Source organism: Granulicatella sp. zg-84 (assembly GCF_010892375.1).
Classification (GTDB): Bacteria; Bacillota; Bacilli; order Lactobacillales; family Aerococcaceae; genus WM01.
The window spans coordinates 18,046-33,021 of record NZ_WNJX01000013.1 but is presented as its reverse complement, the minus strand read 5'-3'; the positions used below and the strand labels follow the sequence as shown (position 1 = coordinate 33,021).

15 protein-coding genes and 1 other annotated feature are annotated in these 14,976 nt (G+C 35.8%); all 15 genes read left to right on the top strand.

All coding sequences use genetic code 11. The features are described from left to right. The first annotated feature begins 156 nt into the window (after positions 1-156). Positions 157-924, top strand: a complete 768-nt coding sequence (locus GMA06_RS04365; RefSeq protein ID WP_163545289.1) for a C39 family peptidase — start codon at positions 157-159, stop codon at positions 922-924. Between the two features lie 16 nt (positions 925-940). Continuing rightward, the gene (locus GMA06_RS04360; RefSeq protein ID WP_163561808.1) at positions 941-2,179 is read left to right on the top strand and encodes a CapA family protein; all 1,239 of its coding nucleotides are present in this window, start codon (positions 941-943) and stop codon (positions 2,177-2,179) included. A 107-nt stretch (positions 2,180-2,286) separates the two neighbouring features. Then, complete coding sequence (gene typA, locus GMA06_RS04355; protein WP_163546352.1) at positions 2,287-4,134, top strand: translational GTPase TypA; 1,848 nt, start codon at positions 2,287-2,289, stop codon at positions 4,132-4,134. Between the two features lie 304 nt (positions 4,135-4,438). Next, entirely contained in the window at positions 4,439-4,582 is a 144-nt protein-coding gene (locus tag GMA06_RS08410; RefSeq protein WP_163546353.1) for a hypothetical protein, read from the top strand. Further along, a complete protein-coding gene (locus GMA06_RS04350; RefSeq protein ID WP_163546354.1) occupies positions 4,576-4,833 on the top strand; it encodes a co-chaperone GroES in 258 nt (85 codons plus the stop codon). Before GMA06_RS08410 ends, GMA06_RS04350 begins: the two co-directional genes overlap by 7 nt. A 16-nt stretch (positions 4,834-4,849) precedes the next feature. Next, on the top strand, positions 4,850-6,475 hold the full coding sequence (gene groL, locus GMA06_RS04345; RefSeq protein WP_163546355.1) for a chaperonin GroEL: 1,626 nt from the start codon (positions 4,850-4,852) through the stop codon (positions 6,473-6,475). Between the two features lie 240 nt (positions 6,476-6,715). Beyond that, positions 6,716-9,010: a single-stranded-DNA-specific exonuclease RecJ gene (gene recJ, locus GMA06_RS04340; RefSeq protein WP_163561807.1), complete on the top strand. Its 2,295-nt coding sequence runs from the start codon at positions 6,716-6,718 to the stop codon at positions 9,008-9,010. Further along, positions 9,007-9,519, top strand: coding sequence for an adenine phosphoribosyltransferase (locus tag GMA06_RS04335; RefSeq protein WP_163546358.1), 513 nt, complete (start codon positions 9,007-9,009; stop codon positions 9,517-9,519). Before recJ ends, GMA06_RS04335 begins: the two co-directional genes overlap by 4 nt. A 92-nt stretch (positions 9,520-9,611) precedes the next feature. Next, positions 9,612-9,728: a sequence feature (ribosomal protein L20 leader region), on the top strand. A 20-nt stretch (positions 9,729-9,748) separates the two neighbouring features. Next, positions 9,749-10,261: a translation initiation factor IF-3 gene (gene infC, locus GMA06_RS04330; protein ID WP_163546392.1), complete on the top strand. Its 513-nt coding sequence runs from the start codon at positions 9,749-9,751 to the stop codon at positions 10,259-10,261. A gap of 51 nt (positions 10,262-10,312) precedes the next feature. Next, positions 10,313-10,513 carry a 50S ribosomal protein L35 gene (gene rpmI, locus GMA06_RS04325; RefSeq protein WP_163546359.1) on the top strand — a complete coding sequence of 67 codons (201 nt, stop codon included), beginning with the start codon at positions 10,313-10,315 and terminating at the stop codon, positions 10,511-10,513. 87 nt (positions 10,514-10,600) lie between these two features. Beyond that, positions 10,601-10,960: a 50S ribosomal protein L20 gene (gene rplT, locus GMA06_RS04320; RefSeq protein ID WP_163546360.1), complete on the top strand. Its 360-nt coding sequence runs from the start codon at positions 10,601-10,603 to the stop codon at positions 10,958-10,960. Between the two features lie 84 nt (positions 10,961-11,044). After that, positions 11,045-11,755: a glucosamine-6-phosphate deaminase gene (locus GMA06_RS04315; protein WP_163561806.1), complete on the top strand. Its 711-nt coding sequence runs from the start codon at positions 11,045-11,047 to the stop codon at positions 11,753-11,755. A gap of 74 nt (positions 11,756-11,829) precedes the next feature. Continuing rightward, a complete protein-coding gene (dnaX, locus tag GMA06_RS04310; protein WP_163561805.1) occupies positions 11,830-13,563 on the top strand; it encodes a DNA polymerase III subunit gamma/tau in 1,734 nt (577 codons plus the stop codon). A gap of 7 nt (positions 13,564-13,570) precedes the next feature. Then, positions 13,571-13,882 carry a YbaB/EbfC family nucleoid-associated protein gene (locus GMA06_RS04305; protein WP_163561804.1) on the top strand — a complete coding sequence of 104 codons (312 nt, stop codon included), beginning with the start codon at positions 13,571-13,573 and terminating at the stop codon, positions 13,880-13,882. 14 nt (positions 13,883-13,896) lie between these two features. Beyond that, positions 13,897-14,955, top strand: a complete 1,059-nt coding sequence (locus tag GMA06_RS04300) for a hypothetical protein (protein WP_205426218.1) — start codon at positions 13,897-13,899, stop codon at positions 14,953-14,955. The last annotated feature ends 21 nt before the right edge of the window (positions 14,956-14,976 follow it).

Sequence of the window (14,976 nt, the reverse complement as noted above, 5' to 3'; positions counted from 1 at the left end):
CACCTAAGTTGTTTATTAAGCAATATTATAAGTAAATTGATGTAAAAAGTCCAGTATAAATGCGACTTTAACCTAAAAACTAAAATGAAAATAACACTTACAAAAAGATTGTTTCAATAGTATAATAGGCTTATAAATGTGTAAGGAGGAAAACTTATGAAAAAATATTTATTTATGGGTGTATACCTTCTGCTAGCTGGGTGTTCTTTAAATGTACAAGTAAAACGAGAAATGGTCGTGACAACGGACTCAAAAATAGTGACTACACAACAGACAACATCTCAGCCGAGTTCACAACAAATGACAACACAACCAAAAAGTCAACAACAAGAAACTAAAAAAGAAACCACACAACAAAGTCTAGGAAATCAAAAAGTAGTGTTAAGTGTTAAACCACAAATTCAACAAGTATGGAATTATTGTGCACCAACAACCGTGAGCATGATGCTGTCTTCTCGAAATGTTGACGTTGACCAATATACGCTCGCAAAAGAAATGGGAACATACGAACCATTCGGCACGCATAACCGTGATGCTATTCGTATTTTAAACAAACATCTTTTTGGATACGAAGTACCTACGGGGAATCAGGCGGGGTATCGTTTAGAAACAGTGACAAATCCTTCCCCGCAATCAGAACAAATGCGACTATTTAAAGAACGAGTGAAGAAAAATATTCAAGACGGTTATCCGATGTACTATACAATGGATGTATCTAAAGTGTATACAGGCTCTAAAGGTGAACACAATGTCATTGGTATCGGGTATAAAACAACACCCGACGGGAAAGACATTGATGTCTTGTATTATTTAGACCCATCTCCAAACCAACAAGACAAAGTTTATGGCGGATTAAAAACGATTACACCAGCCGAATTATTTGAATCTATGATGACATGTGAAGAACCAAATTATGCTTGGTAATAGAGGGGGAATATAAATGAGAAGAAGTAGACATCGCAAAAAAAGTCATGCCGGTATCATGATTGGCTTGTTGAGTATCCTTGTATGCTGTCTTTTAGGATTTGCTTTTTTGTTTAAAGATATTTGGTTAAAAGCACCTGCAACACAAACACAAGAGCAGCCACATATAGAGAGCACAACAATACAAAAAACATCATCCGTGCAAACAGCGCGAATTATGGCAAATGGCGATATTTTGTATCATGATTTATTGTATATGAGTGCTTTGCAAGAGAATGGAACATATGATTTTAAACAAAATTTCAAATATGTCAAAGAATGGCTAGCTAAAGCCGATTTAGCTATTGGAGATTTTGAGGGAACCATTGCTCCGGATAAAGAGTTGGCAGGCTACCCAACATTTAATGCACCTATCGAAACAGCGGATGCGATAAAATGGGCGGGGTATCATGTGATGGACTTAGCGCATAATCATATTTTAGATACGGGTATTGAAGGGATTAAATCAACGGTTAAAGCTTTTGATGAAAGAGGAATAGATACATTTGGTGTTTTTGCCAAGAGAAGTCGAAATGAGATTTTAGTCAAAGAAGTGAACGGTATTAAAATAGCGATACTAGGTTATGCGTATGGATTTAATGGCATTGAACAGACGATTTCTCAAAAAGATTATGACGATTATTTAGCTGATTTAAACGAAGAAAAAATAAAACGTGATCTTGAAAAAGCAGAAAAAATAGCAGATATAACGATTGTGATGCCTCAAATGGGTATCGAGTATGCTCTAGAGCCAACACCAGAACAAGTTGCTTTATACCACAAAATGATTGATTGGGGAGCCGACATTATCTTTGGTGGGCATCCTCATGTGATTGAACCGAGTGAAACGGTTGTGAAAAATGGGGATAAAAAATTTATTATTTATTCAATGGGTAATTTTATTTCCAATCAGCGTATCGAAACACTGGACAATGAATGGACAGAACGAGGATTGTTAATGGATGTGACAATCAAAAAGGAAAATGACAAAACAATTATCGATACCGTACAGGCACATCCAACGTGGGTAAGTCGCACACCAAATGGTAGAAAATCTCCGAATGGATATGATTTGTACGACTACACGACCTATATTTTACAAGATTTTATCCAAGGTGGAAAATATAGAGATATGCTCGATGAAGCAACACAAAAAAGAATTGATAAAGCATACAAAGAAGTCAATGAACATGTCAATTTAAAATGGAGTGAGTAAATTTTCAGATTTACTCACTTTTTCTATGGTTTTTCATGAAAAGTTTTTTACAAATAGAGTGTATAGTGTTAGAATGTATCAGTTGATAATTTGAATTGGAGGAAAATATGACATTAAGAAACGATATTAGAAACGTTGCGATTATCGCACACGTTGACCACGGAAAAACGACACTTGTAAATGAATTATTGAAACAATCTCATACATTAGACGCACGCTTAAACTTAGAAGATCGCGCAATGGACTCAAATGATATTGAAAGAGAACGTGGAATTACGATTTTAGCTAAAAATACAGCTGTACAATATCATGACACACGTATTAACATTATGGATACACCTGGACACGCCGACTTTGGTGGAGAAGTAGAACGTATTATGAAAATGGTTGACGGTGTATTATTAGTAGTGGATGCATACGAAGGAACAATGCCTCAAACACGTTTCGTATTAAAAAAAGCATTAGAACAAAAATTAACACCAATCGTTGTTGTGAACAAAATTGATAGAGATGCTGCCAGACCCGAAGAAGTCGTTGATGAAGTATTAGAATTATTTATCGAATTAGGTGCTGACGATGACCAATTAGAATTTCCAGTCGTGTATGCTTCAGCAATTAACGGGACCTCTAGTTTATCAGATAATCCAGCTGAGCAAGAACAAACAATGGACTATATTTTTGATACGATTATCAATCATATTCCTGCTCCAGTGGATAATAGCGATGAGCCACTACAATTCCAAGTGTCATTATTAGATTACAATGACTATGTTGGACGTATTGGAATTGGACGTGTGTTTAGAGGAACGATTAAAGTGGGAGATGCTGTATCTGTTTTGAAATTAGATGGGTCAGCTAAACAATTTCGTGTCACAAAATTATTTGGTTTCTTTGGACTAAGTCGTGTCGAAATTCAAGAAGCAAAAGCAGGAGATTTAATCGCCGTAAGTGGTATGGAAGATATTTTCGTTGGAGAAACAGTGACGCCGATTGATGCACAAGAAGCATTACCAATTTTACGAATTGACGAACCAACGCTACAAATGACTTTCTTAACGAATAATTCTCCATTTGCAGGACGTGAAGGAAAATTTGTCACTTCTCGTAAAATCGAAGAACGCTTAATGTCAGAATTACATACAGATGTTTCTTTACGTGTCGATCAAACAGATTCCCCAGATGCGTGGGTTGTATCCGGACGTGGAGAACTACATTTATCTATTTTAATTGAAAACATGCGTCGTGAAGGATATGAATTACAAGTATCTCGTCCAGAAGTGATTATTCGTGAAATTGACGGTGTGCGTTGTGAACCGTATGAACGCGTACAAATTGATACGCCCGAAGAATACATGGGTTCTATCATTGAATCATTAAGCTCTCGAAAAGGCGAAATGCAAGAAATGGTACACACAGGAAATGGACAAATTCGCTTAATATTCTTAGTACCTGCTCGTGGGTTGATTGGGTACTCAACAGAATTTTTATCTATGACAAGAGGATATGGTATTATTAACCACACATTTGATCAATACTTACCAGAAATTAAAGCAAAAATCGGTGGACGTCATAATGGAGCGTTAGTATCTACAGAAACGGGTAAAGCAACGACTTATGGTATTATGGGTGTTGAAGATAGAGGAACAATCTTTATTGAACCAGGAACAGAAGTTTATGAAGGTATGATTGTTGGAGAGAATTCTCGTGAAAATGACTTAGCAGTTAATATTACACGTGCAAAACAAATGACGAATATTCGTTCAGCAACGAAAGACCAAACGGCTGTTATTAAACGTCCACGTGTGTTATCTCTGGAAGAATCTATCGAATTTATGAGTGATGATGAATATTGTGAAATTACACCAGAAAATATTCGCTTACGTAAACAAATTTTAGATAAAGGCGAACGTGACCGTGTTGCGAAACGCAAGAAAAAAGCTGAAGAAATGAATTAGTATATGAAGAAAACGGAGAAAATCGACATGCCTGTTCGATTTTCTCCGTTTTGACTTTATAGGTATTGATGTACAATAGGCATGATGAAAGGTTTCTGTTATAATACAGTTATAAAGAGATGTGGACTCATGAAAAAATACTTATCTACAATAACCATTTTAGTTTGTACCTTTTTATTGATGTTATATTGTACACCGGAGTATTACCATGGTTTTCAGAAGGTATCTCTCAGAGAATTTAGCTTAGTTCTATTCTTTTTATACGTTGTGATTGTGATAAAATACATGTATAAAGAAGGAAAAAATGAAAAACAAAATGTTAAAAAAAGAAGAAAAAGAAATATCAGATAAAAATCTTGAAAAAATTTTATTTTATGATACTATAATGTATGTGTTAGCACTCTTGTTCAAAGAGTGCCAAAAAAATCAAGGAGGTTTATCATGTTAAAACCATTATCAAATAGAGTTGTTTTACAATTTGAAAAAGAAGAAGAAAAAAAAGTCGGTAGTTTCTTATTACCAAACAGTGCAAAACCTGCGGAAAATATGGCAAAAGTTGTTGCTGTGGCAAAAGATGTAGAGGATGTTAAAGTCGGTGACATGGTCGTGTTTGAAGCATTCGCAAGTGAAAAAGTAGCACATAATGGAGAGGAATACATTGTTGTTAAGGTAGAAAACTTAGTAGCAATCGTAGACTAATAGGAGGTAGTAACACATGGCAAAAGATATTAAATTTTCAGAAGATGCACGCGCAAGTATGATGCGTGGTGTTGATATTTTAGCGAACACTGTAAAAGTAACCTTAGGACCAAAAGGTAGAAATGTTGTTTTAGAAAAACAATTTGGTTCTCCGCTTATTACAAATGATGGTGTAACCATTGCAAAAGATATTGAATTATCAGACCACTTTGAAAACATGGGTGCAAAATTAGTAGCCGAAGTTGCTTCAAAAACAAATGATATTGCCGGAGATGGTACAACAACAGCAACTGTTTTAACACAAGCGATTGTACGTGAAGGGTTAAAAAATGTGACTGCTGGTGCAAATCCAGTCGGTATTCGTCGTGGTATCGAATTGGCAACGAAAAAAGCCGTGGAAGCATTACATGCTATTTCTGTACCGGTTGAATCTAAAGAGTCTATTGCACAAGTTGCAGCGATTTCTTCAGGTGATTATGAAATTGGTGCTTTATTGGCAGAAGCAATGGAACGTGTTGGAAAAGACGGCGTTATTACAATCGAAGAATCAAAAGGCTTGGATACAGAGTTAGACGTTGTAGAGGGTATGCAATTTGATCGTGGATACTTGTCACAATATATGGTAACAGATACAGATAAAATGGAATCTGTTTTAGAAAATCCTTATGTATTAATCACAGATAAAAAAATCTCAAATATTCAAGAAGTATTACCGGTTTTAGAACAAATCGTGCAACAAGGACGTCCATTATTGATTATTGCTGATGATGTAGACGGTGAAGCATTACCGACATTAGTTTTAAATAAAATTCGTGGGACATTCAATGTTGTTGCTGTAAAGGCACCAGCCTTTGGTGACCGCCGTAAAGCGATGTTAGAAGACATTGCCATTTTAACGGGTGGGACAGTGATTACACAAGAATTAGGTTTAGAATTAAAAGACATGACAATGGCTGAATTGGGATCAGCAGGTAAAATCGTTGTCACAAAAGATTACACAACAATTGTTGAAGGGTCTGGTTCAAAAGAAGCGATTGAACAACGTATTCGTTTAATCCGTGCTCATATTGAAGAATCTACATCAGAGTTTGACCGTGAAAAAATGCAAGAACGTTTAGCAAAATTATCTGGTGGTGTTGCGGTTGTTCGTGTCGGTGCTGCTACAGAAACAGAATTAAAAGAACGTAAATTACGTATCGAAGATGCCTTAAACGCAACACGTGCTGCTGTTGAAGAAGGTATCGTTCCTGGTGGGGGTGCAGCACTTGTGACAGTTCAAAAACAAGTGGCTTCTATTGAAGAAACAGGTGACGTTGCAACAGGTGTGCGTATTGTTGTTCGTGCATTAGAAGAACCATTACGTCAAATCGCTGAAAATGCAGGATTAGAGGGCTCTGTTATTGTTTCTCAATTAAAAGAAAAAGAAGTAGGTATTGGATACAATGCTGCAACAGACGAATGGGTAAACATGATTGAAGAAGGTATCGTTGACCCAACGAAAGTAACTCGTTCAGCATTACAAAATGCCGCAAGTGTTGCTGCATTATTATTGACGACAGAAGCTGTTATCGCTGATAAAGAGGGTGAAGGCGGTATGCCAGCACATCCAATGGGTGGCGCTCCAGGCATGGGTATGATGTAATTTTAGAAAAAATGATAAAACCGGAGTGGCTCGAAGTAGCCACTCCGGTTTTTGATGTTAATGCTCATTTATCGCTCACTTTTTGAGCGATAAATGAGCGATAACACTATTTTTCTATTGATTAGAAAACAAGTTTAGCGTATAGTGATAAAGTCATCATGTGATAAGCATTTTTAATGGACGAGTGTTTTATCCGTCCTTATAATAGAAAGTGACGGATAAAAAAGGAGAGAATGTATTTTGGCAAAAAAATCAGTATATGAATGGGTTCAAAAAGAGCAACCAGAAGAACAAGATATTAAAGCCTTTCAAGAAGAAACAGGCTGTGATAGAAGTTTTGCCATACTATGTTTGCAACGAGGTGTTCACTCAAAAATACAATTAGAACAATTCCAAAATCCTACATTAGACCAGCTACATGATCCATATTTAATGCACGATATGGAAAAAGCGGTTAATCGTATTAAAGAAGCCATTGAAAAAAATGAAAAAATATTGATTTATGGTGATTATGATGCGGATGGGATAACGAGTACGACGATTTTATCTGAAGCGATTGATATGCTAGGTGGTAATGTTCATTTTTACTTGCCAAATCGAGCAACTGACGGATATGGACCAAATGTAGATGTGTATAAATATATGATTGATGTTGACCATGTAGAGCTGATTGTTACATGTGACAATGGTGTTGCTGGGCATGAAGCGATTGATTTAGCGATGAAAAAAGGTGTTGATGTCATTGTGACAGATCATCACGAACTACCCGAAGCGTTACCCAATGCATACGCTATTGTACATCCAAGGCACCCTAAAGGGAGTTATCCATTTGGTGATTTATCCGGAGCAGGCGTTGCCTTCAAAGTGGCATGTGCTCTTTTGGAAGAACTTCCAATGGAATTATTGGACATTGCATCTATTGGTACAGTGGCTGATGTTGTGAGTTTGGTGGACGAGAATCGGGTTATTGTATCGCACGGGTTACGAATGCTTAAACAAACACAGCGTGTCGGTTTATTGAAACTGCTCTCAAAAGCAGGCGTTGATACTGAAAAGGCAACGACTGATACAATAGGCTTTACGATAGGGCCACGCTTAAATGCAATTGGTAGGTTAGATGATGCAACACCGGGTGTTGATTTGCTTATGACTTTTGATGAAGATGAAGCAGATGCGTTGGTTGACTTGATTGAACAAAAAAACAATGAGCGAAAAGCCGTTGTTGATGCCATTTCTAATGAAGTGATGGCGTCTTTACCGAATCCGTTGCCAAACCTTATTTTATTAGCTAATGAACATTGGCAAGCAGGTGTTTTAGGCATTGTTGCCAGTCAAGTTGTTGAAAAAACAGGAAAACCAACCATTTTATTACAAAAAAATATAGAAACGGGATTGGCTAAAGGTTCTGGAAGAAGTGTTTCTTCTGTGAATTTGTACGATGTATTATCGAGTGTGAAAGAAGAATTTGTTGCATTTGGTGGGCATGAAATGGCAGCGGGGATGACTGTTGCTATTGATAAAATTGACATCTTACAACAACGTTTACAAGAATTTGTCCCGAGCGAAACAAAGCGATTTTTAACATACGATACCGTTTTAGATGCAAAAACATGTACTATTGAATTGCTTCATGCGATTGATACACTAGCACCTTTTGGTACTGGAAATGAACGACCAATTATTTGTGTGAAACACACGATGCTCTCTCAAATGAAAGCAATCGGTACAAAAAAACAGCATTTAAAAGGACAAGCAGATCAAATGGATATTGTTCAATTCAATGCGATTCAAGATATTCCTTATTTAAAAGATAATGTCGTAGCCAGTCTTGTTGGACAGTTAAATTTAAATGAATGGAATGGACTCGAGCGAGTGCAATTTCGTGTCATGGATAGTTGTATTAACGGTACACAATTTTTTGACTACCGTGGAACAAAAATGACAGAAAAAGATATGATGATAGACAATGCTGTCTATTTATTCTTTGACAAAAAATATTATGATTACTTTAAAGAAAAACTGATAGATACTAGTACAGCCGTTTATTATGAAGAAGATGTACCCAATACCGTTGAAAACTTAGTTTTATTTGATTGTCCGCCCAATGAAGACATATTCAAAAATGTTTTGCAAAATATAGCAGCGGATAATGTATATGTTATGGCACACACGCGAAAAAGTGCCTATTTAATAGGATTACCAACACGTGAACAATTTGGCGTGCTTTATAAATACATTCATAAAAAACAAGAATTTGTGATTAGAGATATGTTAGATACGCTTGTAAAACAATTAAATATTAAAAAAGATGTATTGATTTTCATGATACAGGTGTTTTCTGAGGTAAAATTTGTTACAATAAAAGACGGTGTTTTAATATTCAATCCACAACATGAGAAATGTGTATTAGAAGAAACCGAAGTATTTAAAGCATATAAAGAAAAAATGTGGATTGAGCAAGCTCTAATTTACACACAATTTTCTCAAGTGATAGATGGTATCAAAGGGTATCTAGGAAAAGGAGAGGCAAGATGAAGTTAGAAAATTATATTGCAACAGTACCAAACTTTCCAAAAGAGGGGATTATTTTCCGTGATATTTCTCCACTAATGGAAAATGGAGAGGCATATCGCTATGTTACAAAAGAAATTGCGGCGTATGCCAAAGAAAAAGAAGTTGATATTATTGTTGGGCCAGAAGCAAGAGGGTTTATTATTGGTTGTCCTGTTGCCAATGAATTAGGCGTTGGTTTTGCACCGGTCCGTAAAAAAGGAAAACTACCTCGTGAAACAGCAGAAGTGACGTACGGTTTAGAATATGGACAAGATACATTACAAATTCACAAAGATGCCATTAAACCGGGGCAACGTGTACTTATCTGTGATGATTTATTAGCTACGGGTGGTACAATCGCAGCTACGATTAAATTAGTTGAATCATTAGGTGGTATAGTTGTCGGTACAGCGTTTATTATCGAGTTATTAGATTTAAATGGACGTGAAAAAATTAAAAACTACGACATTAAAGTGTTTTTAAAATATTAACAAATAGTTGTACACTCACGTTAATCCCGTTAGCGTGAGTGTATTTCATAAAATTATTGACAAATACTCTATTTTCCTATAGAATAGACAAGACGATAAAGCAGAGGCTCCCGCTTCTCGCCTAAGTAGACCAAAGGTCCTTGGGCAAATAGAGATTCGATTTATGAATGTCAGTGGGTGCACACGTGCACCCACTGTTTTTCTGCTAAGTCAAAAAATCTTGGAGGTGATTGAAATAGCAAAGGATATGATGGTAAATGACGGCATTCGTGCTAAAGAATTACGTGTGATTGATGGACAAGGTGAACAACTAGGCGTTATGACACGTACACAAGCGTTGAAGCTGGCAGAGGATGCAAACTTAGATTTAGTGCTAGTTTCTCCAAATGCGGTGCCACCAGTAGCTCGTGTAATGGACTACGGGAAATACCGTTTTGAACAGCAAAAACGTGAGCGTGAAGCACGTAAAAACCAGAAAGTTGTCACAATTAAAGAAGTGCGTTTAAGTCCAACAATTGATGAGAACGACTTCCAAACAAAACTGCGTAGTGGACGTAAGTTCTTAGAAAAAGGAGATAAAGTAAAAGTATCTATCCGATTCAAAGGACGTGCGATTACACACAAAGAAATAGGACAACGTGTATTGGAAAAATATGCTGAAGAAACAGCCGATATTGCAGCGATTGAATCACGTCCGAAAATGGATGGACGCAGCATGTTTTTAATGCTAGCGCCAAAATAAATAGTAGGTTTATAACCTTGACAAGTAGAAATATTGTAGGAGGAAAGCAAAATGCCAAAACAAAAAACACACCGCGGATCAGCAAAACGTTTTAAAAGAACTGGTAACGGAGGTTTGAAACGTTCTCATTCAGAAAGAAGCCACCGCTTCCACGGTAAATCTAAAAAACAAAGACGTCAACACCGCAAAGCAACAATGGTAAGCAACAGCGATATGAGACGTATCAGAAAACAATTAGCACAACTTCGCTAATTGGTATTGCGTAACGATTATTATTGAAAATAAGAGATATAAAACGCAGGAAGTCAAATATGCGTTTATCATAAGGAGGAATTGACTATGCCACGTGTAAAAGGTGGAACAGTGACGCGCAGACGTCGTAAAAGAATTTTAAAATTAGCAAAAGGTTACTATGGAGCAAAACACTTGTTATTCAAAACAGCTAAAGAACAAGTGATGAAATCTTATTCTTATGCTTATAGAGATCGTCGTCAGAAAAAACGTGATTTCCGTAAATTATGGATTACACGTATCAATGCAGCTGCTCGTTTAAATGGATTAAGTTATAGCGTATTTATGAACGGCTTAAAAGTTGCAGGTATCGAAGTGAACCGCAAAATGTTAGCTGACTTAGCTGTAAATGACCCAGCAGGATTTACGGCTTTAGCAGAAGAAGCAAAAAAAGCATTAAATAAATAAGGAAAAAGGCACTTTTGAGTGCCTTTTTTGTGTATTCTGTGTATAATAGAAGTATCAACGTTTGTAAAAAGGAGGGAAAAAGTAATGAATATCGTTATTGTAAACTCAGCAACAGAAGGGGCAAAAAAAGCGTTTACTTTATTTGAGCAATCTTTTCAAGAAAAGGCAATTGTTTTTGGGCTTGCGACAGGGTCAACACCAATCGAATTATATCAGTTATTAAGAGAAAGTGATTTAGATTTTTCTGATAAAATTTCGATTAACCTAGATGAATATATCGGTTTATCCGCAAAAGATGAGCATAGTTATCATTATTTTATGAGAGAGCAATTATTCAATGATAAGCCTTTTAAAGAAAACCATATTCCAAATGGACTAGAACACTGCGAAGAAATTGAAATTTCAAGATACGAAAATATTTTGAAACAATATCCAATCGACTTGCAATTACTTGGTTTAGGTACGAATGCACATATTGGGTTTAATGAACCTGGTACATCATTTGATACTCGCACACATAAAGTAGCATTAACGGAGTCAACGATTCAAGCGAATAAACGTTTTTTTGAAAAAGAAGAGGATGTCCCAACATACGCTTATTCAATGGGGTTACAGTCTATCATGGATGCTAAAAAAATTGTATTGCTTGCCTTTGGTGAAAATAAGGCTCAAGCTGTCAAAGATATGATTGAAGGTCCTGTGACGATAGATGTTCCAGCAAGTATTTTACAAAAGCATGATGATGTCACGATTATTATTGACGAATGTGCAGCAAGTTTATTAAAAAGGTCATAATTGCATGACCTTTTTTTCTGTTCATTTGATGCCAAATAGCTTATAATAAAAGGGATAGTGAAAGGAGGTACTTTATGTATCAAGCTTTGTATCGAGTATGGCGACCACAAACATTTGATGATGTTGTTGGGCAGCAAGCTGTTGTCAAAACATTGAAAAATGCGATTGCAACGAATAAGGTAAGCCATGCTTATTTATTTACAGGCTCAAGAGGGACAGGAAAGACGAGTGCGGCAAAAATTTTTGCAAAAGCTATAAACTGTCCACACCAAGAAAATGGCGAACCGTGCAATAAATGTGCGATTTGTCAATCAATTACGGAAGGCTCTTTGAGTGATGTTATTGAGATTGATGCTGCTAGTAATAATGGTGTTGAGGAAATCCGAGATATTCGAGATAAATCTAGATATGCACCAACAGAAGCTGCTTACAAAGTATATATTATTGACGAAGTGCACATGCTCTCTACAGGGGCGTTCAATGCTCTTTTGAAAACATTAGAAGAACCAACACAAAATGTTATTTTTATTTTAGCAACAACAGAGCCACATAAAATACCTGCTACAATTATATCAAGAGCACAACGTTTTGATTTCAAGCGTATTTCTCAAGAGGATATTGCTAAACGGTTAATGTACATATTAGAGCAAGAGCATATTGACTATGAAGAAGCAGCCATTCAAATTATTGCCAAAACAGCACAAGGTGGTATGAGAGATGCGCTAAGTTTACTTGATCAGGCGATTTCTTATGGAGATAGTGTAACTTATGAAAATGCCTTAGATGTTTCTGGGAGTATTTCTCAAGAGGAAATGGGAGCTTATTTAGTGGCGTTATCTCAACAAGACACAGGTACAGCGCTATCTATTTTACATACAATTCTTTCTCATGGTAAAGAATCAACACGTTTGTTGGAGGAATTGCTATCTTTTTCAAGAGATATTTTAGTGATGCATGCAGTGGGAAAACAGACAACTCTTGTATCTAGTGTTCATTTAGATACATTAACGCAAATTTCGTCTAGTTTTATCTATCGCTTTATTCATGAATTGACATTGACACAACAAGCGATGAGAGTGTCCACACAACGAGATTTATATTTAGAAGTTTTGACGGTTAAAATGGCAACAGAGGAAGAAATACCAGTCTTAGAAACCGCACCGCTTGAGTTAGAAACATTGAAACAAGAAGTATCAAATTTGAAGAATCAGTTAGAAAAGCTAATGGACAGTGGTATAACCTTTGAAAAAACAGTTGAAAAAGTGGTGCCAAAACCAAGTAAACCACAAGAAGTGTTTAAGCCTAATTTAGCACGTATTTTTAATATTTTAGCACGTGCTACAGCGCAAGATAAACAAAAAATTCAAGATGAGTGGCAAGATATTTTGTCGTGTTTAGCAGTTAGTCAACGAGCAAAATTGAACGCTTCTACCGTATTAGCTGCCAGTCCAGAAGGTGTAGTTATTGGTTTTGAATATGATTTATTATGTGGATTAACTGCAGAAGATGCTGAGTTGAGAAACGATATTAGCAAGCATGCCATGCGTTTAATTCAACATCCATGTGTGGTTGAATGCGTGCCACATAATCAATGGAAAGATGTTCGAGATAAATTTATTCAAGCTAAAAAAATGGGGACATTAGAACAATATTTAACACCTGATGTATCAGAAAAAGTATCTATAATGCAAGCAGTTGATTCAAAACAGTTTATCGAAGAAACAATAGAAACAACTTTAGAAGAAATACCAGAAATAATTAGTAAAGCAACAGCGTTATTTGGAGATGCTGTGTATATACAGGAGTGATGAAACAATGATGAAAAATATGGGAAACATGCAAGGTATGATGAAACAAGTACAAAAATTGCAAAAGGAAATGGAACAAGCACAAGAATACTTGAACACACAAGAATTTGTCGGAAGTTCTGTGAATGATTTTGTGAAAGTATCTTTAAATGGCAAACGTGATGTGTTAGATGTGACAATCGCACGAGAAGTTGTAGATCCAGATGATATTGAAATGTTACAAGATTTAATGGTTGCTGCTATAGCAGATGCTTTGAAAAAAGTAGAAGATCGTACGAATGAAGTTATGGGTCGTTATACAAAAGGATTACCTTTCTAAGAGTGTATATCAAAATGAAAAAGAAAACATATAGCTATATCATCTTATCTTTTATTTTTATGTGTGGCATGTTCTTTCTTATTCAATATATGACAGAAAAGCCGCCAGTCAAAACAATTATTCCTCAAGAAAATCAAGAAAATGTAACTGAAATTGAGCCGAAAGCCTTTCAGATTACAACAACTTATCGTATTGATGAAGAGAAAAAAGTACCGGAGAATACATTGTGTCATAGCGTTAGTGAATGCTCGTTGTACGGAGATAGTCAACTTGAAAAAACACATTGGAATGTTCCTATTCCACGTGTTGAGTATGCATTAGACGGTGGTGGAAATGAAGATTTAGAAAATGGAAAATCTGTTGCACGTTATGATGTCGTGAACGATACGCTGTTACCAGTAGTTAAAACAGATTTAACGGCAGAGGAACAAAAACAATCGGAAGAGGTATTTGATATATTTAAATCAATGATTCCAAAAGAATGGCGAAAATATTTAGCATTCTTTTATGTGTATAAAGGGAGCGGTTTTTCAGCAGCTGTCTATAACGATCAAGAGCATCCGCTTGAACAAGAGCTATTTTTTGATATAGATAATTACAATGATTTAAAACAATATGGTGCTTACTATCCTAAAATATCTATTATTGAAACAATGGTTCATGAGTTTGGGCACATGTTTTCTTTGTCGCCTGATCAACGTCATTTGGATTTCCAAGGACATAAACGCACTGATTTTTATTTGAATGGTATTAAAAGTGATGGTTATTTAAGAGCATTTTATCAAGCATTTTGGAAAGATATTGATCCGAACTGGATTGATTTTGCCTCTGTGCGAACCAAAGATGATGAAAGATTCTTTTATGAGAAAAACAAAGATAATTTTGTTGGTACATATGCTACAACAGATCCAGATGAAGACTTTGCAGAAAGTTTTAAATATTTTATTTTTACACAAAGAAATGATTTTAAAGGTCTTCCTTACGAACAAAAAATATTATTTTTCTATCAATACCCTGAGCTAGTATTACTAAGAGCTCAAATGATAAAAGAAATTGTTGCTAGACAACAATAACTATGTATAAAACAGAAAAAG